The organism is Streptacidiphilus jeojiensis, assembly GCF_042510965.1.
In the GTDB taxonomy this organism is placed as follows: Bacteria; Actinomycetota; Actinomycetes; order Streptomycetales; family Streptomycetaceae; genus Streptacidiphilus; species Streptacidiphilus jeojiensis.
In genome coordinates this window covers 408,328-433,940 of record NZ_JBEUKS010000003.1, presented here as the reverse complement: position 1 = coordinate 433,940, position 25,613 = coordinate 408,328, and the positions used below count along the sequence as shown (strand labels likewise).

Below are 25,613 nucleotides of genomic sequence, written 5' to 3'. Positions count from 1 at the left end.
GAAGCCCCGGAGATTGATCCGAAGCATGTGACCGATTGTTTGCCGCGTCAAGACCGTCTGCACGGAGAATTCTGACGGTTCGCCAAGAGACTTTTCTTACGGAAGAGTGGTGGAAACCCCGTTACCCGCACATCGACGGTGGCATCTGCGCAGGTCGCCTCATGGAGAAACGGGACGGCGGCAGGTTTTCCGGCCGAACTGTTGCCTTCGTAACACTCTTGGTTTTCCATAGCCCTTGCCGCCGACGGGGCGCCCTGGAGAAGCACGGCCCGTCGAACCCCACCCGTCCACCCACCCGGAAGGGCTCTGCCGATGCTGCGCACATCGAAACCCTCGAAACGCAGAACGGTCCCATTCCTCGCCGCGACCGCGGCCTTCGCCGCCGCGACGGCCTGCATGGTCTCCCCGGCCGGCGCTGCAACCGGCTCGGCGACCGGCGCAACGGCCGGATCCGCCGCCGGCGCGGCCAAACTGTGGTCCACCCAGCTCCAGTTCGACGACCACGGCACGCCCTGGTCGGTGGCGCAGTTCCAGGCCATCAGGGCCAAGGGGATGAACAGCGTCGAGATCAACATGCCGTGGAACCAGATCGAGCCCAGCCGCGGCACCTTCGACTTCAGCGAGCTGGACACCGAGCTCGCCAACGCGGCCGCGGCCGGCATCCGGATCGTCCCGATCTTCTGGCAGGCCGGCTGGGGCGGCAGCCCCGCGGCCTGGATCACCGGCACCGAGACCACCAGCACCGGCGGCACCGGCATCGCCCCGCCCTGGTGGGACCTGACCCAGCAGCAGGACTACTTCGACTACGTCACCAGCACCGTCGCGCACATCACCGCCAACCCCGGCTACGGCGGCGCCATCCTCAACTACGGCCGCCTGGACGCCCAGTGGAGCGACAACGGCGACGGCGGCTGGGCCCAGGCCGACATCGACTACTTCCACCAGCACTGGCTGCCGCAGACGTACCGCACCGTCGCGCGCTTCAACACCGCCAACGGCACCGCCTACACCTCCTTCGACCAGGTGCCGGCCGCCACCCCCGGGCAGCCGCTGGCCGGCGTCTACCAGGACTTCCGCCAGTGGAGCGTGCTGGACACCTACGACCGGCTCACCGCCGCCGTGCGCAAGGTCAGCTCCGGGACGCTGTACTACTACTTCGGCGGCCACATCTCCAACGCGCCCGACATCGGCAACCTGCCCGACATCTTCTTCGACCTGGCCCGCAAGTACGACGTCACCGTCGTCGAGGACGCCGCCCAGTCACCCGGCCTCACCCTGACCTTCGGCAGCCTGGCCAACGCCTACCACGTCAAGCTGGCCCAGGAGTGGACCGCGCCGGACGAGACCGAGATGCCCGCCCAGGCCGTGCAGTGGATCTCCAACTACGGCATGGGGCTGCCCTACGGCGGCGGCGAGGACTTCTTCATCCACGACGGCACCTCCAAGGACGTCATCGCCTACCCGATCTACACCGCCGCGCTGGCGCAGCTGCAGAGCCTCAAGGGCTCCTACCCGCAGCAGCCGGTCGCCGTCTACTTCGACTACTCCAAGGCCTGGGGCAACCCGGCCGGCGGCAGCCTCAACAGCGTGGAGAACGAGATCACCGCGCTGTGGTCGCGCCACCAGAGCGGCTTCGCCGTGGTCACCAGCGACGAGGTCAAGAACCACGCGGTGGACCTGCGGAAGTTCCGCGCGGTGCTCCCGCTCAACGGCACCGACGCCAATGTGACCGCCTACCAGAACTCCGGCGGCACCGTGCTGACCAGCGGCGACCAGCTCACCAGCTACGCCCCGGCTTACGCCGACCTGAGCAGCGCGCACGCCCTGCAGATCGTGCCCACCACCGCGGCCGACCACCGCAGCGCGCAGCTGGTGCTGGCCGAGATCAACCCCTACTTCGGCTACGACGGCGCGGTGGTGCTGCACCCGGCCGGGCTGAACCTCGCCTCCGGCCGCTACCACGCGGTGGACGCGGTCACTGGCAAGGCGCTGCCGCAGGTCCCGCAGCAGGACGGCGGCGCCTGCGTGCCGCTGACCCTCGGCACGGCCACGCTCGGCGAGTGGAAGCTGGTGCCGGGCCCCGCCCCGGCCGGCACCCCGGTGCCCGCCGGCTGCTCCACCAGCGCGGGCGGCGCCACCACCATCGGCGCCACCGTGGGCAGCAACGACGGTTCGTCAGGGGTCATCTTCCAGAGCGTCGGCGCGACCGGCGCGGGCGCGGACGGCAACCTGACGGTCACCAGTATCGGCGGCCAGAGCGCGTACCAGACCTGGACCACCGCCCAGACCGGGGTCGGCTCCGCCAACGCCTACCTCCAGCTGGACCCGGGCAGCGCGGTGGCCCGCGCGTCCACGGTCACCCTCACGGTGACCTACTGGTCGCAGGCCGGACAGGGCTTCACCGCCCAGTACGACGCCACCGGCAGCCCGTACCAGAACGGGCCCACGGTCACCGGCAGCGGCACCGGCAGCTGGCAGACCGCGACGGTGACCCTCACCGGCGCGCAGTTCGACGAGGCCCAGAACCTCCAGGCCGACCTGCGCCTGGCCGCGACCGACCCCGGCCTGCCGCTGTACATCCACAGCGTCCAGCTGTCCACCGGCGCCCAGTGAGCTGCAACGGCGCCGTCCGCAACTAGCATGAGATCCGCCGGGCGGGCCGGCAGGAGGGACGACTGCCGGTGCTTGAGCACACTGCCACCCGCGCACCGGTGGAGGACGAGCTCGACGTCCTCCGCCGGTGGGCGGCCGGGCCGCAACCCCGCGCGCTGCGTGCGGCGATCGTGCTGGAGGCCGCGCTCGGGCGGCACAACGCCGAGATCGCCCGCCGGCTCGGGGTCTCCCGGCAGACCGTGGCCACCTGGCGGCAGCGCTACGCCGCCGAGGGCGCGACCGGCCTCGACAGCCGCTCGCAGAGCGGCCGCCCCAGCGTGGTGGACGAGGGCGAGGTGGTCGCCGAGAGCCTGCTGGCCCCGCCGGACCAGCGCTCCTCGCGCAGCCTGGGCCGCCGGCTCGGCTGCTCGCACACCGCGGTCGCCGCCGCCCGCCGCCACTGGAACCTGGGTCGCGACGAACTCTCCACCCCCGCACCGCCGTTGACACCGCCGCTGGGCGAGGGCGGGATCTGGGTGGTGGGCCTGCTGCACGAGCCGGGCCACACCCTGGTGCTGCTCGCCCAGCGCACCGGCACCCGGGCCGAACCCGCGCCCGCCGACATCCAGCCCCCCGCCGACGCACTGGCCGCGGTCACCACCGCCTTCACCCGCGCCCTGGCCGCCCCGGCGGCGCCGCCCGCGGGACCGGGCACGGGCCAGACCGCGGGCCATGCCGCGGTCGGCGCCTTCCTGGCCGCCGCCCGCCGGGTCCACCCCAGGGCCGCACTGCACCTGGTGGTCCTGCGCGGTCCCGCCGCCACGGACTTCACCGAGCAGTGCGCCCGGGCCAAGGTGACCCCCCATCAGCCGCCGGAACACACCGGCACGGTGTCCTTCCTGCGCGCCGCGCTGGCCCTGGACGCCGCCCAGCACCCGTCCTCCTCGGCCCGGGTGCTGCTCGACCTCGCGGCGGCGCTGCAGGGCCCCGCCCCGCTGCGCTGGATCCGCGAACCGCTGCCCGCCGCCCCGGGCGAGCGCCCGTCCGGCGCCGCCGGTCCGCTGCACGCCGCCGGGACCGCCAGCGGCGCCGGCGCCAACCAGATCGACCTGGGCTCCTTCAACGAATGCGTGGTCATCGAGACGGTGCGGCTGGCCGGCGCGATCACCCGCGGCGACATCGCCACCCGGACCCGGCTCACCCAGCAGTCGGTCTCCCGGATCGCGCGCTCGCTGCTGGAGCGCGGGCTGCTGGTGGAGGACCGCAAACGCCCGTCCGCGGACGGCAAACCGCGCGGCCTGGTCCGGCTGCGCGACGACGCGGCGCACGCCATGGGCATCCACATCGACCCCGAGGTGCTGACCGCGGTGGTGGTCGACCTGTCCGGGCGGATCGTCGCCCGGCGGGTGGAACGGATCACCCCCGAGCCGCGCCCGGGAGCGGTGGTCGCGCAGATCGCCGCGCTCGGCGAGGCGGTGCTCGCGGGCGCCGGCCGGCAGGTGCGCGAGAGCAGCTTCCTGGGCCTGGGCGTCGCCGTGCCGGGCCCGGTCGACACGGTGTCGGGGACCGTGCTGGACCCGCCGCTGATGGGCGTGCTGCGTGACGTGCCGCTGCGCACCCTGCTGGAGCGCCGCTTCTCCTGCCCGATCCTGATCGAGAAGGACTCGATAGCCGCTGCCGTCGGCGAACGCTGGATCGGCCGCGACCGGCGCTCCCGCGACTTCGTCTACCTCTACCTCGGCACCGGGGTGGGCGCCGGACTGATCCTCAACGGCGACATCTACCGCGGGCTCACCGCCAACGCGGGCGAGTTCGGCCAGCTGTGCGCGGTGGTGCTGGGCCGGGTCGAGCCCTCGGGGCGCCCGGAGGTACTGCCCGAGTGCAACCCGGCCTGCCACGTCCTGGTGCCCGACCCGGCCGCCCAGCGACCGCAGCTGACGGTCCGCCAGGCCGCCCGCGCCATCGGCCGCGGCACGCTGGCCGTGATCGACATGCTGGACGTGGGCCTGGTGGTGGTCGGCGGCCCGTTCTGCACCGGCCCCGCCGCCGAGGTCTACCTCACCGAGATCGAACGCGCCGTCAACGACTTCCCCACCGCCCGCCGACTGCGCCGGGTCCACGTCGAACGCTCCGTCAGCACCCATGAGGCCGCCGCCGTAGGCGCCGCCTCCACCCTCTTCCACGCCTCCTTCACCCCCCGCCTGCGCCGGCCGTGAAGGCGACGGGCCGCAACAGTCCGGACTACGTCAGCAGCAGCGTGCCCGGTTGGGCGGACAGCGCGCTGTCGAGTACCAGGGAGGCCGCGCCCACGGCGGCGACGTTGGCGCCGAGGGTGGTCGAGAGGACCGCGGTCGGATGCGTGGCCCGGATGAAGGGGCTGCCGGCCACCATCGGCTCCACGGTCTTCAGCAGCCGGTCCCCCAGCACCTGCCAGGCGGGGCCGCCGAAGACCACCGTGTCCACGTCCAGCAGCGTGGCCGCGGCGCAGACGCCGCGGCCGATCCGGACCGCCAGCCGCTCCAGGACGCCGTCGGCCGCCGCGTCCCCGGCGGCCGACAGCTCCGCCAGGCGCTCCAGGCCCCGCTGCGCGTCGGCCGGGCTCACCACGGTGTACTCGGTTCCCAGCACGCCCAGGGTCACCGCCTCCTCGACCAGGGTGCGGGTGGAGCCGGCCGCGCCCAGGCCGCCGACCTCGCCGGCGTTGCCCGAGGTCCCACGCAGCACGGTGTCGTTCACCACCAGACCCATGCCCGTGCCCGTGCCGAAGTAGAAGAAGAGCAGATTGCGGCTGGCGGTCGCGGCGCCGGTCCAGCGCTCCGCGACCACCGCCGCCGTCACGTCCTTGTCCAGCACCGCGGGCAGGCCGGTGGCCTCGCTCAACCGGTCCCGCAGCGGGTAGCGGCCCCAGCCGGGCAGCTCGGGCGGGTCCACCACCCAGCCGGCGACGGCGTCGATCGGCCCGGGCGCGGCGATGCCCAGGCCCAGCACCCGGTCCCGGTCCGTGACCGAGTCCGCGACCAGCGCGGTGACCGAGGCGGCCATGTCCGCGGCGATCCGGTCGGTGTCACCGCCGCTGGGCGTGGTGTGGCTGTGCTCGGCCACGACCGTGCCCAGCAGGTCCACCACCACGCAGGTGATCACGGCCGGGTCCAGGTGGACGCCCACCGCGTAGAGCGAGGCCGGGACGATCTCCAGCAGGGTCCGCGGCTTGCCGCTGCCGCTGCTCTGCCGGCCTGACTCGCGCACCACGCCCTGGTCCAGCAGCCGCCGGGTGATGTTGGAGACCGTCTGCGACGACAGTCCGGTGGCCCGGGCCAGCTCGACCCGGCTCAGGCCGGAGCGCTGCCGGCGGATCGCGTCCAGGACCACGGACTCGTTGAAGTCCCCCACCCGCGGCAGGTTGGTTCCGCGTCTGATCGGCGACTGCGTGTCCGAACCCGTCCTCATGCTCGCCAACCTGCGCCTCTTCGCCTCCGTGGACTGGTGTCCGGTCGCTGGCATGCTATGCCACCGCGACCGGTTCACCCCTGCCCACTGTGCTCGGCGGCCTGCGGGCGCAGCCGCAGGGTCAGGATCTGGAAGGGCCGCAGCCGCAGCCGGATCCCGTCCGGCCCCTGCGTCAGTAGGGCCGGCCTGTGCTCCGGCTCGCCCGGGGCGGGCTGCGGCCAGGGCCGCTCCAGCAGGTCGCAGTCCCGGGCGCCGGCCAGCGGGAACCCGGCCGTCAGGCGGGCCTCGGCGGTACCGCCGCCCGACTCGTAGAGCCGCACCACCACGTCGCCGCTGCGGTCGTCCGCCAGCTTGACCGACTCCACCACGACCCGGTCGTTGTCCAGCGCGATCAGCGGAGCGGCCTGCGCGGCCGCGGGGCGGAGCGGCAGCGACAGCGCGTAGCCGCCCGCGACGGCCTGCTCGACACCCGCGCCCGGAGCCAGGGCGTAGCTGAACCGGTGCCGGCCGCGGTCGGCCTGCGGGTCCGGGCTGTGCGGCGCGCGCAGCAGCGACAGCCGCACGGTGGTCGTGCTGCCGCCGTCCGCGCGGGTGTCGCGGTGCACGTCGTGTCCGTACGTGGAGTCGGTCAGCAGCGCGGCCCCCCAGCCGTGCTCGCCCACGTGGATCCAGCGGTGCGCCCACAGCTCGAAGCGGGCGGCGTCCCAGCTGGTGTTCTCGTGGGTGGGCCGGCGCACATGGCCGAACTGGATCTCGGCGCTCTCGTGCTCGGCGTGCACGTCGATCGGCCAGGCCGCCTTGAGCACGGTGTCGCGCTCCTGCCAGTCGATGTCGTTACGGACCGTCAGCCAGGCGCTCTCCGCGGCCAGTTCGATGTGCTGGACGAAGCGCGAGGCGCCGTGGGTGCGCTCGACGCGCACGGACGCCAGCAGCGGGCCTGCGTCGACCAGGGTGACCGAGTCGGCCTGGTCGAGGTCGCGGACGGTGTCGCGGTAGTAGGGGTCCAGGTTCCAGGCCGACCACAGGTTGGGGTCGTCCGGGTGCACCTGGAGCAGGTTGCCGGCCGCGCCGGGGGCGATGGCCTCGCGCCGCGCCATGTGGTCGTAGGCGGAGGTCACCAGGCCCCGGCGGTCGACCACGACCCGCAGCCGGCCGTTGTCCAGGACGTAGCCGCCATCCTCGGCGCGGGCGGTGACCGGTTGCGCCGGGGCGGTCGCGGTGCCGGAGCCGAGGGCGGGCGCCTCGGCCAGCAGGGCGAGGCGGCCGTCCGAGAGCAGCTGGCCCTGCGTCGAGGCTGCGGAATGCTCCTGATCCGGCGTCAGGAAGGCGATCTCGCGGCGCGCCAGCGGGCCGCTGTTCAGGAAGGCGGGCGCGCCGGGAAGCTCGGCCACCGCCGCGCCGATGATCTCCTCCAACTCCCGGTGGATCTCGCCGTACTCGCGTTCGGCCTGCCGGTGCACCCAGGCGATCGACGAGCCGGGGAGGATGTCGTGGAACTGGTTGAGCAGCACCCGCTGCCAGATCCGCTCCAGCCGCTGGTGCGGGTAGTCCGCGCCGGCCCGGACGGCCGCGGTGGCGGCCCACAGCTCGGCCTCGCGCAGCAGGGCCTCGGCGCGGCGGTTGCCCCGCTTGGTGCGCGCCTGGCTGGTGTAGGTGCCGCGGTGGTTCTCCAGGTAGAGCTCGCCGCGCCAGACCGGGAGCTGTTCGTGCTCGGCCGCCGCGGCGGCGAAGAAGGCGTCCGGCGCCTCGACCACCACCCGGGGCGAGCCCTCCAGGTCCCGGAGCCGGCGCGCCTTTTCCAGCATCGAGGGGGTGGGACCGCCCCCGCCGTCGCCGTGGCCGAACGGCACCAGCGACCGGGTGGCCACCCCCTTCTCCGCGAAGTTGTTTTCGGCGTGGGCGAGTTCGGCCCCGGTGAGCTCGGCGTTGTAGCTGTCGACGGGCGGGAAGTGGGTGAAGATCCGCGAGCCGTCGATGCCCTCCCAGGCGAAGGTGTGGTGCGGCAGCCGGTTGGTCTCGTTCCAGGACAGTTTCTGGGTGAGGAACCAGCGGGCCCCGGCCAGCCTGGCGAGCTGCGGGTAGGCGGCGGTGTAGCCGAAGGAGTCGGGCAGCCAGACGCCGTGCTGCTCGATGCCGAACTCCTCGGCGAAGAACCGCCTGCCGTGGACGAGTTGGCGGGCCAGCGCCTCCCCGCCGGGCAGGTTGCCGTCGGCCTCGACCCACATGCCGCCGACCGGCGCCCAACTTCCCTCGGCCACGGCCTTCTTGATCCGCGCGAAGACCTCCGGGTACTGCTCCTTCATCCAGGCGTACTGCTGCGCCGAGGAGCAGGCGAAGACCAGCTCGGGGTACTCCTGGGCGAGGGTGGTCATATTGGTGAAGGTACGGGCGCACTTGCGCACCGTCTCGCGGACCGGCCACAGCCAGGCGGAGTCGATGTGGGCGTGCCCGACCGCCGAGACGGTGTGCGCGGAGGCGTTCGCCGGCCGGGCCAGCACATCGGCCAACCGCTGCCGGGCCCGCGCCGCGGTGCCCGGCACATCGGTGGGGTCGACGGCGTCGGCCGCCTGCCGCAGCGCGTGCAGGATCCCGTGCCGCCGGGAGGAGCCCTCGGGCAGCTGGTGCATCAGCTCGTCGAGCACCTCGATGTCGTGGATCAGCTGCCAGACGTCCTCCTCGCGCACGGCGATCTCGGCCTGCCCGAGCCGGTAGAGGTGTTCGGTACCGGCGGTCTCCAGCGAGCCGAGGTGGGTGTTGTGTCCGGCGCTGCCCACGATCCAGGGGTTGGCGGCGAGCTCCACGAGCAGGTCGACCTGCTCGCCGGCGGTGGCGGACGGGGTCAGCAGCACACTGCGGTGGTACGGGTGCAGGCCCTGCAGCGGGGCGCCGTGGGCGTCGTGGACCAGGCCCTCGGCCTGGCCGCCGGGCCCGCGGGTGAGGTCGAAGCCGAGGTCGAAGACGGCCTCCACGCGACGGCCCGCCCACCCCTGCGGGATCTGCGCGCGGGCCCGCAGCCAGGTGGTCGACCAGGGGCCGCCCCAGCTGGAGCCGAGCGCGAAGGGCCGGTAGTCGGCGTTCAGCGCCTCGGCGACCGGCACGGGCTCGCCGTCGACCTGCCAGGCGCTCAGCGTGAACGGGTGGACGTCGCTGTACAGGGCGGGCCGGACCACCCGGTCCAGCAGCTTGCGGATCCGGGTCTCGGTGATCCGGCGGTCGTCGTGCACGGGGACTGCTCCTTCCGGGGTCCTGCGCGGGGCGACGAGGCGCTCGGCGCAGGACCGGTGACGGGCGGGTCAGGCTCGGGGGATGCGCAGGGTCACCAGCTGGAAGGGCCGCAGGTCCAGGACGGCGGTCCCGTCAGCAACCGCCGACGGTTCCGCGTCCGTGACGGGCCGTTCCAGCAGGTCGGTCAGCACCGCGCGGTCGGCGGCGAAGCCGTCGGCGACCGACACGGCGGCCCGGGCGCGTCCGCCGTGGGCCTCGTAGAGGCGGACCACCAGGTCGCCGCTGCGGTCGTCGGCCAGCTTCACCGCGCTCACCACCACCCCGTCCCCGTCCACGGAGACCAGCGGTGCCACCGCCTGCGCCGCGCCGGTGACCCGGCGTTCGGGCAGGTTGGCGCGGTAGCCCTCGCGCACCGCGTCCCCGATGGTCGCGCCGGGCACCAGCGCGTGCCGGAAACGGTGCACACCCTGGTCGGTCTCCGGGTCGGGATAGCGCGGTGCGCGCAGCAGCGAGGCCCGCACCGTCGTGGTCGCGCCGCCGTCGGCGGTGCGGATCGAGCGGGTGACGTCATGGCCGTAGGTCGCGTCGTTGACCACCGCCACGCCCCAGCCCGGCTCGTCGACGTGGACGAAGCGGTGGTTGCAGGCCTCGAACTTGGCCCACTCCCAGCTGGTGTTCTGGTGGGTGGGCCGGTAGACGTGCCCGAACTGGGTCTCCGAGGCGTACCGGTCCGCCTTCACGTCCAGCGGGAAGGCCAGCTTGAGGAACCGCTCCCGCTCGTGCCAGTCGACCTCGGTGTCGATGTCCAGCCGCTGCACGCCGTCGGGCACCGACAGCAGTTGGGTGACTCTGGACTCGCCGAAGACCCGCTCGATGCGCACCGCGGCGCCCTCGACGCCCAGGGACTCCACCTCGACCAGGTCGCAGCCGGTGTTGCGGTAGAAGGCGTCGACGTCCCAGGCGTCCCACTGGTTGGGGAAGTCGGGGTGCAGCTGCAGCAGGTTGGCCGCCTGCCCGGGGGCCACCGCCTCGCGGCCGGCGGCGATGTCGTAGGCCGACACCACCAGCCCGCGTGCGTCGATCTCGACCCGCAGCAGGCCGTTGTCCAGCACATAGCCGCCGCCCTCGCGCGGCACCGGCGTCGCCGCGCCGCCCGCCCCGGACTCGGGTCCGGCGCCGCCCGAGGGCACCCCGGTGCGGGCGTGCGGTGCGCCGTTGAACAGCAGCTCGACCGACCCCTGGCCGGCCAGCGCCTGCTGGGCGGCCGCGATGATGCCGTCCAGCTCCCGGCCCACCCGGGCGTAGGTCTCCCGGGCCTCGCGGTGCACCCAGGCGATGGAGGAGCCGGGCAGGATGTCATGGAACTGGTGCAGCAGCACGGTCTTCCAGATCCGGTCCAACTCCTGGTACGGGTACGGGAATCCGGTGCGGACCGCGGCGGTGGCGGCCCACAGCTCGGCCTCCCGCAGCAGCGACTCGCTGTGCCGGTTGCCGCGCTTGGTCTGCGCCTGGCTGGTCAGCGTGGCCCGGTGCAGTTCCAGGTAGAGTTCGCCGACCCAGACCGGCGGGTTGGGGTACTCGGCCTCGGCCTTGTCGAAGAACTCCGCGGGCGCCTCCCAGCGCACCGTGGCCGAGCCCTCCAGGTCGCGCAGCCTGGCTGCCCTGGCGACCATCTCGCGGGTGGTGCCACCGCCGCCGTCGCCGTAGCCGGTCGGTGCCAGCGAGCGGGTGGCCACCCCCTTCTCCTTGAAGTTGCGCGCCGCGTGCGCGATCTGACGCCCCTTCATCTCGCAGTTGTAGGTGTCGACCGGCGGGAAGTGGGTGAAGACCCGGCTGCCGTCGATGCCCTCCCAGAGGAAGGTGTGGTGCGGGAAGCTGTTGGTCCGGCTCCAGGAGATCTTCTGGGTGAGCAGCCGCCGGGCCCCGGCCGCCTTGATGATCTGCGGCAGTCCGGCGGCGAAGCCGAAGGTGTCCGGCAGCCACGCCTCCTCGCTGTCGATGCCGAACTCCTCGATGAAGAAGCGCTTGCCGTGCACGAACTGACGGACCATCGCCTCGGATCCTGGCATGTTGGTGTCGGACTCCACCCACATGCCGCCGACCGGGACGAAGCGGCCGTCCGCCACGGCCTTCTTGACCCGGGCCCAGACCTCGGGCCGGTGCTCCTTGAGCCAGGCGAACTGCTGGGCCTGGGACATGGCGAAGACGAACTCGGGCTCCGCCTCGATCAGCGCGGTCATGTTGGAGGCGGTCCTGGCCACCTTGCGCACGGTCTCGCGCAGCGGCCACAGCCAGGCGGAGTCGATGTGGGCGTGGCCGACCGCGCTGATCCGGTGCGCGGCGGGGCCGGCGGGGGCGGCCAGCGCACCGGCCAGTTCGTCCCGGGCCGCCTGCGCGGTGCCGTTGACGTCCCGGAGGTCGACGGCGTCCAGGGCCCGGCCGACCGCGCGCAGGATCTCCCAGCGGCGGGCGCCGTCCACGGGCAGCTCGGCCATCAGCTCGCCGAGCACCTCCAGGTCCATGACCAGGTTCCACACCGTCTCGTCGAAGACGGCCAGCCGCATGGCGCCGAGCACGTACTGCGGCGCGTCGCCGGCGGTGCTGCGGTCCCCCATCGGCGTGGGCTGGAAGGGCACGCCGCTCGCGTCCAGGTCCGGATTGGAGGCCGCCTCGATCCGCCAGTGCACCTGCTCCCCGCCGGCCACCGGGGAGTCCAGCCGCACATAGGAGTTGCGCGGATGCAGGCCCTTCACCGGGGAGCCGTCGGGGCGGTAGACCAGGCCCTCGCACTGGAAGCCCGGGGTGCGCGGGGTGAAGCCGAGGTCGAGCACGGCCTCGACGGTGGAGCCGGCCCACTCGGCGGGCACCGTTCCGGTGACCTTGAACCAGCTGGTCCCCCAGGGAGTGCCCCAGGGAGTCCCCTCGGCGATGGGACGGGTCGCCGCCGCCAGTCCCTCGGCCACCGGCACGGGCTCCCCCGGGGTGGACCAGATCTCGACGTCCAGCGGCGCCGTCAGCGGGTGGACGGCCGGGCGGATGCGCTCCCGCAGGACGCGCTCCAGTCGGGCTTCGACCAGTTCTCGGTCGTCGTGCATGGGATGGGGTCTCCTGTTGCTGCGAGCGGGTACGGACCGGTCGGGGAGAGTCGCCTGCTCGGCGAGCCTACGAATCGGCGTCCTGGTTAGTCAATACGCTGGATGAACTACGGGGCAAGGGTCTGACGGCGTGGGCAACCCAACGGGCAAAAAGCCTTGCTGAACAGCCTGTCTGTCTATCAGTCAGCCACCGAGGAAGGCCACGGCGGGCTGCCGCCCGTACCGATTATCCCCATTCGATGGAGTAAATCGATAACGGACGGCAGCCCACCTCGCTCCTCAGGGCACTTCGTCAGGACCCGCTGCCGGCGGGCATCAGCTGGGCCATGTCGAACTCGGCCACGTTCTTGTTGTCGCCGATGCCCCCGCCCCACTCCAGGTAGCCGTTGCGCACCCCGGTGTCCACGTTGTTGAACATCGTGGACAGCGAGAAGACGTTGTCCGCCGTGGGCTGCACCGAGGTGAGGTCGCTCCAGGGCAGGGCGACCTGGTAGAGCGTGGTGTGGTTGGCGTCGTCCCTGGTGACGTGGACGGACGCGTCGGTGACCTGGCCGGCGCCCTGGGCGGGGCTGGTCCAGCGGTAGAGCTGGGAGCCGTCCGGGGTGAGCGCGGCGCCGTACTCGTAGTGGCCGTCGGAGGAGGCGGAACTGGTACTGGTCGAGGCGCCGGGCACCCCCGAGGTGGCCGCGAACTGCAGGCTGTCGCCCTGCCAGATGTCGCCCCCGGTGGCGGAGTTGGCGAAGGACTGCTCGGTCATGTCGGCGGTGATGTAGAGGTACTGGGAGTCCCAGTCGAACCACATCTTCCCGGACAGGTAGGACGGGCCGCCGTACGGCAGCGAGCCGTCCAGCGACTGCCAGACTCCGTTCGCCGTGGTGGCCATGTCGATGGACGGGCCGTCCTGGACGTCGGCCAGCGTCCATGAGCTGCCCAGGCTCTTGTTGACCACGGGCAGGAAGGTGGCGTGCCCGGACAGCGCCTCGGAGGACAGTCCGCCGGAGACGGTGCTGGTGACCGTCAGCGGGTACTGGGTGGCGAAGGCGATGCCGGGCACCGGCGCGGTCACGGTGGCGGTGGAGCCCGCGGCGATGGTCGCGTCGACCGGCTGGGTGCCGGACAGGCTGCCGAGCTTCCAGTTGATCGCCGTCACCGTGGTCGGGGTGTCCGACGGGTTGTCCAGCAGCACCTTCAGCTCACCGGCCGCCGGGCTGGTCCCGGTGATCACCGGGGTGGCCTGCTCCGGGGTGGCGCCCGAGGTGACCGACAGCGGGTCGACCGCGCTCTCGGTGTACGGTCCGGCCGCGCCGGTGAGGGTCGTCGTCGCGTCAAGTTCGGTCTGGGTACCGGGTGTCGTGCTGCTGGGCACGGCCACGTTCCAACTGGCCGTCACCTGCTGCCCGGGGGCGACGCTGCCGATCTCCACCGGCGAGGTCGCGGTCGCGGTCCAGCCGCTGGGGGTGTCCAGGCCGAGGTGCAGGTCGTGGACGGCCTTGTCGCCGCTGTTGGTGAAGGTCTCGGTCGCGGTGACGGTGGTGGCCGGCTTCACCACGGTCGGCGCGTGCAGGGTCAGCGGGTCCCGCACCACGATCGGGGTGCTGCCGGTGACGCCGTTCACGGTCACCCGGATGGTCGCCGCACCGGGTGCGTGCATGGTGACGGTGCCGTCGCCGCTGACCGTGGCGACCCGCGGGTCGCTGCTGGCGTAGCCGACGTGTGCGTGCGCGAGGTCGGCGAAGGACTGGTCGTTGTCGACCGCCTCGACGACGTTGGCGGCAGCGGCGTGGTCCTGCTCCAGCGTGGCGTCGGTGTCCGGGGCGATCCACGGGTTGGCGGCGGTCAGGTCCAGGGTCTGGCCGGAGTCGAAGACCACCTGGTCGGGCTGGACGGTGACGGTCTGCACCCGGGGCGTGATCGCGCCGTGCACGCTGACGCTGCCGGAGCCGACGGTGTCGGAGGCGTCGGTGGCGACCCGGAACTGGTAGGCGCCGTCGGCGACGACCTGCTTCAGGCTGCTCTCGTCCCAGGTGCTGAGGCTGGAGACCTTGACCGACAGGGTGATGTGCTGGGTCTGGCCGGGCTGCAGCAGCCGCGTCTTCTGGAATCCGGCGAGCTGCTCGCGGGCGGTGTCGCCGCTGCCGGCTCCCGGGAGTGCGGCGTACAGCTGCGCGACCGTGGTCCCGGCCGCCGAGCCGGTGTTGGTGACGTCGAAGCCGACCCGCACCGTTCCGTCCGCCGAGGTGGACGCCGGGCCGACCTCGATGCCGGAGTACTTGAAGGTGGAGTAGGACAGGCCGTAGCCGAAGGGGTAGGTGGGCTTGCCGGTGAAGTACATGTAGGTGCGGCCGAGTCCGCTGGTCTGGGACGGGGTCAGCCCGTAGTTGGTCATCGCCGGGAGCTGGGAGTCACCGGCGTACCAGGTGAAGTCCAGGTGCCCGGCCGGGTTCTGCTGTCCGAACAGCACCTGCGCCAGCGCGGTGCCCTGGCTCTCGCCGTTGTACCCGCTGAAGACGATCGACGGGAAGTCCTTCTGGGCCTGCTGGATGTCGTAGGGTCCGTCGGCCTGCAGCACCAGCGCGGTGCGCGGGTTGCCCTCGGCGGCGACCTGGTCGATCAGCGACTGGTAGTTGCCCGGCAGGGCCAGGGTGGACCGGTCGTGGCTCTCGTCGGCCACCTGGAGGTCGGACCCGGCGAAGACGACCACCAGCGAGGCGGACTTGATGGCGGCCTGGGTCGCGGCCGAGCAGGAGGCCGCCGCGGTGGCCGTGGTGGAGGTGGAGCAGGCGTCGAAGCTGACGGTCGCCGCCGGGTTGGCCTTCTTCACCGCGGCGGTGATCCCCTGTACCGCGCTGACCTGCAGGCTTGGCTCGCCGGAGTAGCCGCCGAGGGTCACCTTGCCGGCCAGGTCGCCGACCACGACCACGTTCGACAGCTTCGCCGGATCGGCCGGCAGCAGCGTGGACGAGGTGCCGGTCACGTCGTTGTTCTGCAGCAGGGTGATGTCGTTGGCGGCGACCTGCTCGGCCAGGGCCTGGTGGGCCGGGCTCTCGATCTGCGACTTGGTGATCGAGGTGTAGCCGACCTTGCTCGCCGGGTCGAACTCGCCGGTCTCCATCCGCACGGTGAACAGCCTGGTCAGCGCGGAGTCGACGACGCCGGTCGACAGCAGCCCGAGGTCCAGCGCGGCCTGGACGTTCTGTGTGGTCAGTTCACCTCCGGCGCAGTTGAGTTGGGTGCCGGCGCGAATCGCGTAGGCCTGTCCGCCGGCCGCGGCGGAGATCTGCTTCCCGGTGGTGGTGTTGGTCCACGAGGTGCCGTTGGTGGTCCAGCCGGGCGGGGCCCAGTCGTGCGAGGAGGACTGGTAGACGTCGCCGATCGCCCCGCAGTCCGAGGTGGTGTAGCCGGCGAACCCGTAGGTCGCCTGCAGCAGTTCGTCGACGGTGTAGGTGTCCGCCGGGGACGGCGTCCCGTTGACCGCGTTGTAGGAGGTCATGATGCCGGACACGTGCGCGTTCTGGACCAGGCCGGCGAACTGCTTGGTGTAGTAGTCCCGGAGGTTGGCGTCGGTGGTGTCGGAGCTGCCGGTGTGCCGGGAGTCCTCGACGTTGTTCAGCGCGTAGTGCTTGGCGGTGGCGGCGACCTTGAGGTACGGGGTCTGCTGCTTGCCGGTGATGGTCTCGCCCTGGTAGCCGTCGACGAAGGCGCCCGCCATCGAGGAGGTCAGGTATGGGTCCTCACCGAAGGACTCGTTGGTCCGGCCCCAGCGCGGGTCCCGGTCCATGTTGACGTTGGGCGCCCAGAAGGTCAGCGCCCCGTAGTCGGACGCCGACGGGCCCAGGTTGTTCTGTCCGGTCCCCCACAGCGACTTGTCCAGGAAGCCGCGGGCCTCGTCCGAGATCGCGGTGGTCTCCTGGTAGGTGAGCTGCGGGTCCCAGGTCATCGTCGAGGCGAAGTTCACCGGGAAGCTCGTCGCGTGCACCCCGCCGGCCACGCCGCCGCGGTTGCTGTCCGCGCCCAGCGTGTTGATGCCGTGCTGGCCCTCGCTCCAGTACGTGTACTCCTGCACGCCGAGCCGCGGTATCGCCGGGGCGCTGTTGGTCTGCAGCTGGGCGACCTTCTCCGGCAGCGTCATCCGCGACACCAGGTCGGCGGCCCGCTCGGCGAAGGAGTAGCGGGTGTTCAGGTAGACCGGCGCCCCGGCGGCGGACTGCGCCGCCGGGGCGTGGACCGCAGGGCTGGCCTGCGCGACGGCCGGGAGGACCGCGACCAGGCTCACCGCGCATACGGTGGCCATGAGTCGTGGAAGTGGGCATCCGAGCACCTTCAAGGTTGGCTCCTCCGACGTCGTGTGCGGATCTCTTCCCGGGAGGTGTGTCTACAACCCGCTGTGTTATCGACGCAATACGGCCGGCAGATGTTTCCGGATCTAGTCGCTGACCTGGGCAAACGGCACCACTTTATTGACCGTGAGGGCCCGTGTCGGCTGCCGGTGTAAGTTAATCCGCTTCATCTGTTGGTCCAAGGACGATTGAAGTCGCCGCCGAATTCGGAAAGCGCCGCACGGCGCCTCAGGGCGCCTCGAGACCGCCGTCAGGGCGGCGCACCTGGGTGGACCAGCGCTCGTGCAGGAACTTGACCGGCGGGTGGCGCAGCGCCGCCTTCTCGTCCAGGTCGACCCCCCAGCCGGGCTGTTCCGAGGGCGTCAGGTAGCCGTCGCGGACCACCGGGGTGCCGGGGAAGACCTCGTGGGTGGCCTCGTTGTAGCTGTGCGACTCCTGGTAGCCGAAGGCCGGGGTGTTGACGTCGACGGCGAGGTTGGCCGCCACGCCCACCGGCGAGATGTCCCCGGGCGAGTGGAACGCCGTGCGCACGCCCAGGAGTTCGGCCAGGGCGACCAGTTTGCGGGTGGGGGTGAGACCGCCCACCGAGGAGGTGTGCAGCCGCAGCAGGTCCACTCCCCCGTCGCGGACCAGCCGCGCCGCGTCGGCCGCCGAGCCGAGCTGCTCGCCGACCGCGATCGGCACCGGGGAGGCCGCGCGCACCTCGGGCAGCCGGTCGTAGTACTCCGGCGGCACCACGTCCTCCAGGAAGGACAGCCGGTACGGCTCCAGCGCCCGGGCCAGTACCACCGCCTGCTTGGGCGTCAGCCGGCTGTGCACGTCGTGCATCAGGCTCACCTCGTCGCCCAGGCGCTCCCTGGCCGCGGCGAACAGCGCGGGGGTGGCGGCCAGGTAGTGGTTCACGTCCCAGCCGTCCGGGTGCGGCGAGCGCGGGTAGCCGTTCGGGGTGCCGGGGGCGCCGTAGGTGCCCAGGCCCGGACCGCCCACCTGGAGCCGGATGTGCCGGTAGCCCTCGGCGAGCAGCGCCTCGGCCTGCGCCAGGGTCTCGGCAACGGTGGCGCCGGCGGCGTGGGAGTAGACCTCCACCGCGGCCCGGCTGCGTCCGCCGAGCAGCTCGTGCACCGGCATGCCGGCGCGCTTGCCGGCGATGTCCCACAGCGCCTGGTCGACGCCGGACAGCGCGTTGTTGAGCACCGGTCCGCCGCGCCAGTACGAGGAGTAGTGGATCATCCGGGTGATGTCCTCGATGTCGGCCGGGTGGCGCCCGACGACCAGCGGTCCGACGTGCTCCTCGACCGCGGCCACCACGGCCGCGTAGCGCTGGGTGAAGGTGGCGCAGCCGAGCCCGTACAGGCCGGGGTCGCTGGTGTCGACGCGGACCACCACCAGCGGGGTGCCCTCGGGCGCGGTGACGACGGCGCGTACCGCGGTGACCCGCAGGGCGTCGCGGGACGGCCACGGCGGCTGGGCCTGCGGGAGGCCGCCGGTGGCGTCGAGCAGTTGGTCGGCGTGGGATATGGACATGGTGGTGTCCTCCGGGTGGTGAGGCGGCGTCAGAGTTGGTGGGGCGGGCGCGTCAGGGCGCCGTCGGCAGGGCGGGCAGGGCGGGGCCGGGGCTGTCGGCGCTGAAGATCCGCAGATGGGCCTGGGCGGCCTGGCGGGTCTGCACGGTGACCGGGACCACCACCAGTTCGGGGCCGGTGGCGGGGGTGTCCGCGCTGATGCGCCGGTGCAGCAGCTCCATGGCCCGCCGGCCCATCTCCCGGGAGGGCAGCGAGACGGCCGCGGCGGTCAGCGGGAGCACGTCGAAGGGGCCGGCGTCGTCCATGCCGGCCAGGTCGACGTCGCCGGGGATCTCGAAGCCCAGCGCCAGCAGGTCCTGGGCGGCGCTGGCCAGCACGTACCCGTTGGCGCAGAGCAGCACGCTCGGCGGCTGGGGTCCGCGCAGCAGATCGGTCAGCAGCGCCTGGCGCTGTTGGGCGGACAGGCTCAGGAAGGGGCGGAGCACCGTCAGGTCGGGCCGCACGGTGATGTCGTGGCGGCGCAGGGCGTCGATGTGCCCGGCCAGGCGGTCCCGGACGCTGGTGACGGTGGTCTCGTCCCACAGTGTGGCCATGGTGCGGTGGCCGGAGCCGATCAGCGCCTCGGTGAGCTGGCGACCTGCGCCGACGTTGTCGGCGACGACGGCGTCGGTGGCGAGGTCGGGGCGGTAGCGGTCGAGCAGCACCAGCGGGACGTCGCGGCCGAGGACCTCGGTGTAGGCCGAGTCGGGCGCGCTGTCCTGGGCGGGGTAGACGATGATGCCGTCGGCCCCGTGGTCGAGGGCGTCGAGCAGGGCCCGCTCCTCGCGCCGGGGATCGCCCTCGCAGTGCGTGAGGTAGAGCCGGTAGCCCAGTTCCGCGCAGGTCGCCTCGATGCCGGCGAGCAGCTGCGAGACGTGCGGACCCTGGAACTGCAGCACGCAGGAGATCGACCGCCCGGTGTCCTGGGACCGGCGCACCGGGCGGTCGGCGACGAAGGTGCCGCTGCCGCGCCGGCGCACCACGTAGCCCTCGGTGGCCAGGTCGTTGAGTGCGCGCACGGCGGTGGCATGGCTGACCCCGAAGCGCTCGCAGATCTCCCGCTGGGTCACGAAGGGCACGCCGGGCGAGTACTCGCCGGACGCGATCGCGTCCAGGAGCTTGCGCTTGACCTGCTCGTACAGGGGGACGCGGGAGCTACCGTCTTCCGCTGCCATCCACGATCGACCTCCTCGGTGTCCGGTTCGGCTCGATCGCCCCCGGCTCCAACAGTGCCAAGTTAACCGGTCAAAACCTTAATTGACAGTCACTTGGTAGCACAAGCTCTTCTTGATCAGGCTATTGACATGTTAAATCTGACGCACCTAGGGTCTGGGGCACTCGACCTCGCCGGGAGGCCCGGAGCCCGACCGGCGTCACCGCCGGACCGGTGCATTTGGAGGAGAATATGGCCAACAGCCTTGGCAGAACCCGAATATGGGGTTCCTGCGCGATGGCCGCCGGACTGCTGTTCGGTACCGCGGCCTGTGGCAGCGGCTCGGCCGGCAGCAGCAGCGGTGCCGGCAGCACCATCCAGATGTGGACGTTCAAACAGACCCACGTCAAGGCCCTGGAAGCGGCCGCCGCCGCGTTCAAGCAGCAGACCGGCATCACCGTGCAGATCACCGCCTACACCCCCGACGACACCTACAGCAGCAAGATCCAGAGCGCCGCCGCCACCAGGAGCGTCGCCGACGTACTGGAGGTCCACGCCGGCGGCGAGGACTTCGTCTTCGGCGGCGCGGGCGTCCTGGCCGACCTGGCCCCCAGCGTGGACGCCGGCTGGAAGGACACCTTCCTCAAGGGCACCGCCGACACCGGCCTGGTCACCGACAGCGTGTACGCGTCCTCCCAGCAGCCGAAGTCCACCTGGCAGGGCGTGCAGAAGGGACAGCTGTTCAGCGTCCCCTTCACGGCCGGCACCTTCGGCATCGTCTTCGCCAACAAGAAGATGCTCACCGCCGCCGGACTGAACCCGGCCAAGCCGCCGACCACCTGGCAGCAGCTGATCACCTGGCTCAAGGCCACCAACCACGCCGCCCCGCAGACCGGCGGCATCACCATGGGTCTCAAGGACCCCTCCACCGCCTTCGACTGGCTGCTGCAGCCGATGGCCTACGCCGACCTCGGCAAGGCCAAGTACCAGGCGCTGTTCGGCAAGGACCCGGCGGCCAACTGGTCCAGCCCGGCTGGCAAGCAGGTGCTCACCCAGTACGACCAGCTCACCCCGTACTGGACCGCCGGCAGCCAGACCCTCGGCATCGACGACGCCGACCGCGCCTTCGCGCAGGGCAAGTCCGCCTTCGACGTCGGCGGCACCTTCACCCTCTCCTCGATCCAGCAGGACGGCATGGACCCCGCCAACGTGGTGGCCTTCGGGCTTCCGCCGGTGCAGGGCGGAGCGGTCAGCGACCTCAAGCTCGCCCCGGTGGCCCTGACCGGCCTGGCGATCTCCGCGCAGAGCAAGCACCAGGACGCCGACCTGAAGTGGCTCCAGTTCCTGACCTCCCGTCAGCAGGCCGGCGACTTCGCCAAGGCCGCACTGGACCTGCCCGGAACCGACCTCGGCGCCGGCGCCGCAGCCGCCGTGGGACCGCACCTGGCCAGCCTGGAGAGCGTCTTCGGAGCAGCGGGACCGGACACCTACAACCCCCTGGACACCACGTTCATGGGCCCCACCTACGACCCCGCGCAGACCGGCAACGTCCTGGTGCAGATGTCACCACTGAAGGGCCAGACCCCCGCCTCCGCCGCCGCCCGCCTGGGCGTCCTGATCGCCAGCACCTGGAAGTGACGGCGCCTTGGCCACCCCCGAGAACCTCGACACCACCGCCCGACCGCGCCGCCCCGCCACCCTGCGCTCGCAACGCGTCAAGGAAGCCCTGACCGGCTACGGCTTCGTCCTGCCCGCCGTGGCCCTGTTCGCCCTGATGGGCGTCTACACCATCATCTACGGGCTGCTGCTCAGCTTCGCCCGCTGGAACGGCTTCACCCCGCACTGGACCTGGGTCGGCGTCGGCAACTACCTGGACCTGCTCTACCGCGACCCGGTCATCGCACCGGTGGTGCAGAGCGCCGCCCTGCGCACCGTCGTGGTGATGGTCGCCGTACCCGCGCTCGCCGTCGCCGTCGGCTTCCCGCTGGCGGTGCTGCTCAACAGCATCACCCGGCTGCGCGGCTTCTTCCGCACCGTCTTCTTCCTGCCCTACGTCACCGCCGGCATCGCCGTCTTCTACGCCTGGACCTACGTCCTGCAGCCCGACGGCTCGCTCAACTACGTACTGCGCCACCTGGGCCTGGGCACCCTGGCCCAACCCCAGGGCTTCCTGGGCAACCCCAGCACCGCACTGCCCACCCTGATCGTGGTGATGGCCTGGTCGGCCATCCCGGTCGCCATGCTGCTCTACCTCACCGGCCTGCAGAGCATCGACTCCTCGGTGCTGGACGCGGCCAGGACCGACGGCGCCGGCACCCTGCGCACCATGACCGCGGTGGTCTGGCCGCTGCTGCGCCCGATCACCGCCGCCGTGGTGATGCTCAACATGCGCGACGCGCTCCAGGGCTTCCAGATCTTCCTGGTGATGACCAACGGCGGCCCCGGCGGCCACACCACCGTCCTCGGCCTGGAGTCCTACAACCTGGCCTTCTTCTCCGGCCTGCGACCCACCCTCGGCCTGGCCAGCGCCCTTGGCTGGCTGCTCTTCGTGGTCGCGCTGATCCTGGCCGCGATCAACGTCCGAGTCCTGCGGAGCCGCACATGACCGCCCCGGCCGCCGTCGCCGCGCCCACCAAGCCCACCCCCGACCCCGACCGTGCCGACCGCCCCTCCCGGGCCCCCGGCAGCCACCCGGTGCAGCGCAACCTGGGCCGCACCGTCGCCTACGTCCTGCTGCTGCTCTACGCCGTGGTCAGCGCCTACCCCTTCGCCTGGATGGTCTCCGGCGCCTTCAAGGACAGCAAGGAGATCCTCTCCGGCGGCCACCTGATCCCGCACCGCCCCACCCTGTCCACCCTCGTCCAGACCTGGAACCAGCTGCACTTCCTGCGCTACTTCGGCAACAGCCTGATCATCACCGTCTGCACCACCGCCGGCGTGCTGCTGTTCTACTCCATGGCCGGATACGCCTTCGCCGTACTGCGCTTCCCCGGCCGCCGACTGCTCTACGGCGCCTTCGTCTCACTGCTGTTCGTCCCCGGCATCACCGTGCTGCTGCCGCTGGTCATCCTGCAGAGCGACCTGGGCATCCTGGGCAGCCGGATCGGCCTGATCCTGCCGTTCATCAACGGCACCGCGCCACTGTCGATCATGCTGCTCACCAACAGCTTCCGCGCGGTGCCCGGCGAACTGCGGGAGTCCGCACGCTGCGACGGCGCCGGCGAGCTGCGCACCTTCTGGTCGATCCACCTGCCCGCGGTACGACCCGCGCTGGTCACCATCGCCCTGCTCACCGCCATCCCCACCTGGAACGAGTACGTGCTGTCCCGGGTCTCGCTCAACGACCCCTCCAGCTACACCCTGCCGCTGGGCCTGCAGAACCTCAGCTCCTCGGCGTCCCCCCAGCAGAACGTGCTGATGGCCGCCTCACTGATCATCGTGGTGCCGGTGGTCGTCCTCTTCCTGCTGCTGCAGCGCTACTTCGTCAACGGCCTGGCCGGCGCGGTCAAGGGCTGACCCGGCCCCGACACCCGGGCCCCGAAAGGAACGCAGAAACGTGAGAGTCCTGGTCACCGGAGCCCGCGGAACGCTGGGCCGCGAGGTGGTCGCCCACCTGACCGCCCGCGGCTGGAGCGTCCGCGCCCACGACCGAACCCCGCCGCAGGACGCCGGGGCCGACCCGGCCGCCGAAGCCGCCGAGACCGCCTGCGGCGACCTGCTCGACCCCGAGCACGCACGCTCCGTCGTCACCGGCATGGACGCGGTGGTGCACGCCGCCGCGCTGCCCTCGCCGACGTCCGGCACCGAGCAGGAGGTGTTCTCCAACAACGTCATGGCCGCCTACCAGGTGCTCGACGCGGCCGGGCGGGCCGGGGTCCCGCGGATCGTCTACGTCTCCAGCCTGTCCGCCCTGGGCATGGCCTGGTCCGCCCGGCACCGCCCGCCCACCGAGATCCCGGTGACGGAGCGTCACCCCTATCTCGCCGAGGACGTCTACGGCCTCTCCAAGCACCTCGGCGAACTGATCGCCGAGACCACCGCCAGGCGCTGGGGCAGCACCGTGGTCAGCCTGCGCTTCCCCTTCCTGGGCAGCGGCGACCGGCTGCGCGACCACCTGCGCTACGTCCAGGCCGACCCCGCCTTGGACCGGGGCGCGCTGTGGTCCTGGCTGGACACCCGCGACGCCGCACGGGGCATCGAGGCGGCGCTGGTCCGGCCGCTGACCGGCCATCACCTGATCAACCTGGTGGCCCCGGACACCACCGCGACCCGGCCCACCCGCGAACTGCTCACCCGCTACCACCCGTCGGCCCCGCTGGACCGCGCCCCGGACGGGTACGGCACCCCCTACGCCACCCATCTGGCCACGCAGTTGCTCGGATTCACCACCATTCACGGCTGGCGGCAGGACGCCGCCCGCCAGGAGGAGAAGGCATGACGACAACGCCACGGAAACAGGCCCTGGTCGTACGCGGCGGCTGGGAGGGCCATGTGCCCGTCGCCGCCTCCGACCGCTACGCACAGGCACTCAAGGAGGCGGACTACCAGGTCACCGTCTCGGACACGCTCGACTCCTACCTCGACCAGGAACTGCTGGCCGGCACCGACCTGGTGGTGCAGTGCTGGACCATGGGCGAGATCACCGGCCCGCAGGCGGCCGGCCTGTCCCGCGCGGTGCGGGCCGGCACCGGCTTCGCCGGCTGGCACGGCGGCATCGTCGACTCCTTCCGCGGCGAGACCGCCTACCAGCTGATGACGGGCGGTCAGTTCGTGCACCACCCCAGCGGGTTCGTCACCTACCGGGTGCGACCGGTCCCCGAGCGCGCGCACCACCCGGCGCTGGGCGGCATCACCGCCTTCACCATCACCACCGAGCAGTACTACCTGCACCTGGATCCCGCCAACGACGTACTGGCCGTCACCGACTTCGAGGACGACCCGGACAACCCCGAACTCGCGGGCACCGTCATGCCCGTCACCTGGACCCGCCGCTGGGGCGCGGGCCGGGTCTTCGTCACCACCCTCGGCCACAACCTGGCCGACCTCGAGACACCCCAGGTCGACACGATGATCAAGGAGGGCATGGCATGGGCGACCCGGTGAACCCGCTGCGCATCGGTCTGGTGGGAGCAGGCCAGATCAGCGGCGCATACCTGAAGACCTTCCCCCAGCTGGACAACGTCCGGGTGACGGCCGTCGCCGACCTGGACCCCGCCCGGGCCGAGGCGACCGCCGACACCGTCCCCGGCGCCCGCGCGCTGACCCCCGCGGAACTGCTCGCGGCGCCCGACGTGGACCTGGTCCTCAACCTGACCATCCCGGCCGCTCACGCCGAGATCGCCCTGGCCGCCGTCGCCGCCGGCAAGCACGTCTACGGCGAGAAGCCGCTGGCCGCCGACACCACCGAGGCCCGCCAGGTACTGGACGCCGCGGCCCGGGCCGGCGTCCGCGTCGGCTGCGCCCCGGACACCGTGCTCGGCACCGGCGTACAGACCGCCCGGGCCCAGCTGGACGCCGGCGCCATCGGCCGACCGGTCGCCGCCACCGCCTTCATGGTCACCCCCGGCCACGAACGCTGGCACCCGGCACCGGAGTTCTACTACCGGCCCGGCGGCGGCCCGCTGCTGGACATGGGCCCCTACTACCTGACCGCGCTGGTCACCATGCTCGGCCCGGTGCGGCGGGTGGTCGGCATGTCCGCCACCCCGCAGCCGACCCGCACCGTCGGCAGCGGCCCCAACGCCGGGACGAGCTTCCCGGTCCAGGTCGCCACCCATGTCACCGGCGTCCTGGAGCACGCCGACGGCGTGCTGTCCACGCTGATGATGAGCTTCGACATCTGGGCCGGACAGCTGCCCAGGATCGAGGTCTACGGTCTGGAGGGCTCCCTCTGGGTCCCCGACCCCAACGGCTTCGACGGCCAGGTGAGCCGCTTCCACGCGAGCCGGCAGGAGTGGACCCCGGTGCCCGAGTCGGGCGGCTACCGCGGCGCCTCGCGCGGCTACGGCGTCTCCGACCTGGCCCGCGCCATCGCCACCGGCGGCCCGCACCGGGCCGACGGCGAACTCGCCTACCACGTGCTGGACGTGATGGAGTCGCTGCTCGCGGCGGCCGAGTCGGGACAGGCGGTGGAGGTCGGCAGCAGCTGCGCCCGACCCGCGGCCGTGCCGCTGGACGCCCGGCCGGAGGAGCAGTGAGTCCG

General features: G+C 72.2%; 14 protein-coding genes. 8 read left to right on the top strand and 6 right to left on the bottom strand.

Features of this window, described 5'->3' with window-relative positions; genetic code table 11:
• Positions 1-312 precede the first annotated feature (312 nt).
• Positions 313-2,613 carry a beta-galactosidase gene (locus ABUW04_RS10915; protein ID WP_030261789.1) on the top strand — a complete coding sequence of 767 codons (2,301 nt, stop codon included), beginning with the start codon at positions 313-315 and terminating at the stop codon, positions 2,611-2,613.
• A 68-nt stretch (positions 2,614-2,681) separates the two neighbouring features.
• Positions 2,682-4,808, top strand: coding sequence for an ROK family protein (locus ABUW04_RS10910; RefSeq protein WP_380564316.1), 2,127 nt, complete (start codon positions 2,682-2,684; stop codon positions 4,806-4,808).
• A gap of 25 nt (positions 4,809-4,833) precedes the next feature.
• On the opposite strand, the gene ABUW04_RS10905 is transcribed toward ABUW04_RS10910, so the two are convergent.
• The 6 genes from ABUW04_RS10905 to ABUW04_RS10880 form a co-directional block, all read right to left on the bottom strand.
• Complete coding sequence (locus tag ABUW04_RS10905; RefSeq protein ID WP_380564315.1) at positions 4,834-6,039, bottom strand: ROK family transcriptional regulator; 1,206 nt, start codon at positions 6,037-6,039, stop codon at positions 4,834-4,836.
• A 74-nt stretch (positions 6,040-6,113) separates the two neighbouring features.
• Positions 6,114-9,263: an alpha-mannosidase gene (locus tag ABUW04_RS10900; protein ID WP_380564314.1), complete on the bottom strand. Its 3,150-nt coding sequence runs from the start codon at positions 9,261-9,263 to the stop codon at positions 6,114-6,116.
• Positions 9,264-9,332: 69 nt separating this feature from the next.
• Entirely contained in the window at positions 9,333-12,359 is a 3,027-nt protein-coding gene (locus ABUW04_RS10895; protein ID WP_380564313.1) for an alpha-mannosidase, read from the bottom strand.
• A 292-nt stretch (positions 12,360-12,651) separates the two neighbouring features.
• On the bottom strand, positions 12,652-16,632 hold the full coding sequence (locus tag ABUW04_RS10890) for a glycoside hydrolase family 3 C-terminal domain-containing protein (RefSeq protein ID WP_380564312.1): 3,981 nt from the start codon (positions 16,630-16,632) through the stop codon (positions 12,652-12,654).
• A gap of 292 nt (positions 16,633-16,924) precedes the next feature.
• On the bottom strand, positions 16,925-18,220 hold the full coding sequence (locus ABUW04_RS10885; RefSeq protein WP_030261781.1) for an enolase C-terminal domain-like protein: 1,296 nt from the start codon (positions 18,218-18,220) through the stop codon (positions 16,925-16,927).
• Between the two features lie 52 nt (positions 18,221-18,272).
• Positions 18,273-19,433, bottom strand: coding sequence for a substrate-binding domain-containing protein (locus tag ABUW04_RS10880; RefSeq protein WP_380564311.1), 1,161 nt, complete (start codon positions 19,431-19,433; stop codon positions 18,273-18,275).
• 275 nt (positions 19,434-19,708) lie between these two features.
• Between ABUW04_RS10880 and ABUW04_RS10875 the strand changes: the two genes are divergently transcribed.
• Genes ABUW04_RS10875 through ABUW04_RS10850 form a run of 6 tightly spaced genes read left to right on the top strand, consistent with a single transcriptional unit; the run spans position 19,709 to position 25,608 of the window.
• Positions 19,709-21,049, top strand: coding sequence for an ABC transporter substrate-binding protein (locus tag ABUW04_RS10875; RefSeq protein WP_380564310.1), 1,341 nt, complete (start codon positions 19,709-19,711; stop codon positions 21,047-21,049).
• Between the two features lie 7 nt (positions 21,050-21,056).
• Positions 21,057-22,016 carry a carbohydrate ABC transporter permease gene (locus tag ABUW04_RS10870; RefSeq protein WP_380564309.1) on the top strand — a complete coding sequence of 320 codons (960 nt, stop codon included), beginning with the start codon at positions 21,057-21,059 and terminating at the stop codon, positions 22,014-22,016.
• On the top strand, positions 22,013-22,927 hold the full coding sequence (locus ABUW04_RS10865) for a carbohydrate ABC transporter permease (protein WP_084715257.1): 915 nt from the start codon (positions 22,013-22,015) through the stop codon (positions 22,925-22,927). Before ABUW04_RS10870 ends, ABUW04_RS10865 begins: the two co-directional genes overlap by 4 nt.
• Before the next feature lie 40 nt (positions 22,928-22,967).
• On the top strand, positions 22,968-23,849 hold the full coding sequence (locus tag ABUW04_RS10860) for an NAD-dependent epimerase/dehydratase family protein (RefSeq protein ID WP_380564308.1): 882 nt from the start codon (positions 22,968-22,970) through the stop codon (positions 23,847-23,849).
• The gene (locus ABUW04_RS10855) at positions 23,846-24,514 is read left to right on the top strand and encodes a ThuA domain-containing protein (RefSeq protein WP_380564307.1); all 669 of its coding nucleotides are present in this window, start codon (positions 23,846-23,848) and stop codon (positions 24,512-24,514) included. The genes ABUW04_RS10860 and ABUW04_RS10855 overlap by 4 nt, the downstream gene beginning before the upstream one ends.
• Positions 24,499-25,608 carry a Gfo/Idh/MocA family protein gene (locus ABUW04_RS10850; RefSeq protein ID WP_380564306.1) on the top strand — a complete coding sequence of 370 codons (1,110 nt, stop codon included), beginning with the start codon at positions 24,499-24,501 and terminating at the stop codon, positions 25,606-25,608. Before ABUW04_RS10855 ends, ABUW04_RS10850 begins: the two co-directional genes overlap by 16 nt.
• Positions 25,609-25,613: the final 5 nt, after the last annotated feature.

What these genes read in the sequence shown, in the direction of transcription:
- ABUW04_RS10915 (WP_030261789.1), top strand. Translation starts at nt 313, where the DNA reads ATGCTGCGCACATCGAAACCCTCGAAACGCAGAACGGTCCCATTCCTC.
- ABUW04_RS10905 (WP_380564315.1), bottom strand. Translation starts at nt 6,039, where the DNA reads ATGAGGACGGGTTCGGACACGCAGTCGCCGATCAGACGCGGAACCAAC.
- ABUW04_RS10895 (WP_380564313.1), bottom strand. Translation starts at nt 12,359, where the DNA reads ATGCACGACGACCGAGAACTGGTCGAAGCCCGACTGGAGCGCGTCCTG.
- ABUW04_RS10885 (WP_030261781.1), bottom strand. Translation starts at nt 18,220, where the DNA reads ATGTCCATATCCCACGCCGACCAACTGCTCGACGCCACCGGCGGCCTC.
- ABUW04_RS10880 (WP_380564311.1), bottom strand. Translation starts at nt 19,433, where the DNA reads ATGGCAGCGGAAGACGGTAGCTCCCGCGTCCCCCTGTACGAGCAGGTC.
- ABUW04_RS10875 (WP_380564310.1), top strand. Translation starts at nt 19,709, where the DNA reads ATGGCCGCCGGACTGCTGTTCGGTACCGCGGCCTGTGGCAGCGGCTCG.
- ABUW04_RS10865 (WP_084715257.1), top strand. Translation starts at nt 22,013, where the DNA reads ATGACCGCCCCGGCCGCCGTCGCCGCGCCCACCAAGCCCACCCCCGAC.
- ABUW04_RS10855 (WP_380564307.1), top strand. Translation starts at nt 23,846, where the DNA reads ATGACGACAACGCCACGGAAACAGGCCCTGGTCGTACGCGGCGGCTGG.
- ABUW04_RS10850 (WP_380564306.1), top strand. Translation starts at nt 24,499, where the DNA reads ATGGGCGACCCGGTGAACCCGCTGCGCATCGGTCTGGTGGGAGCAGGC.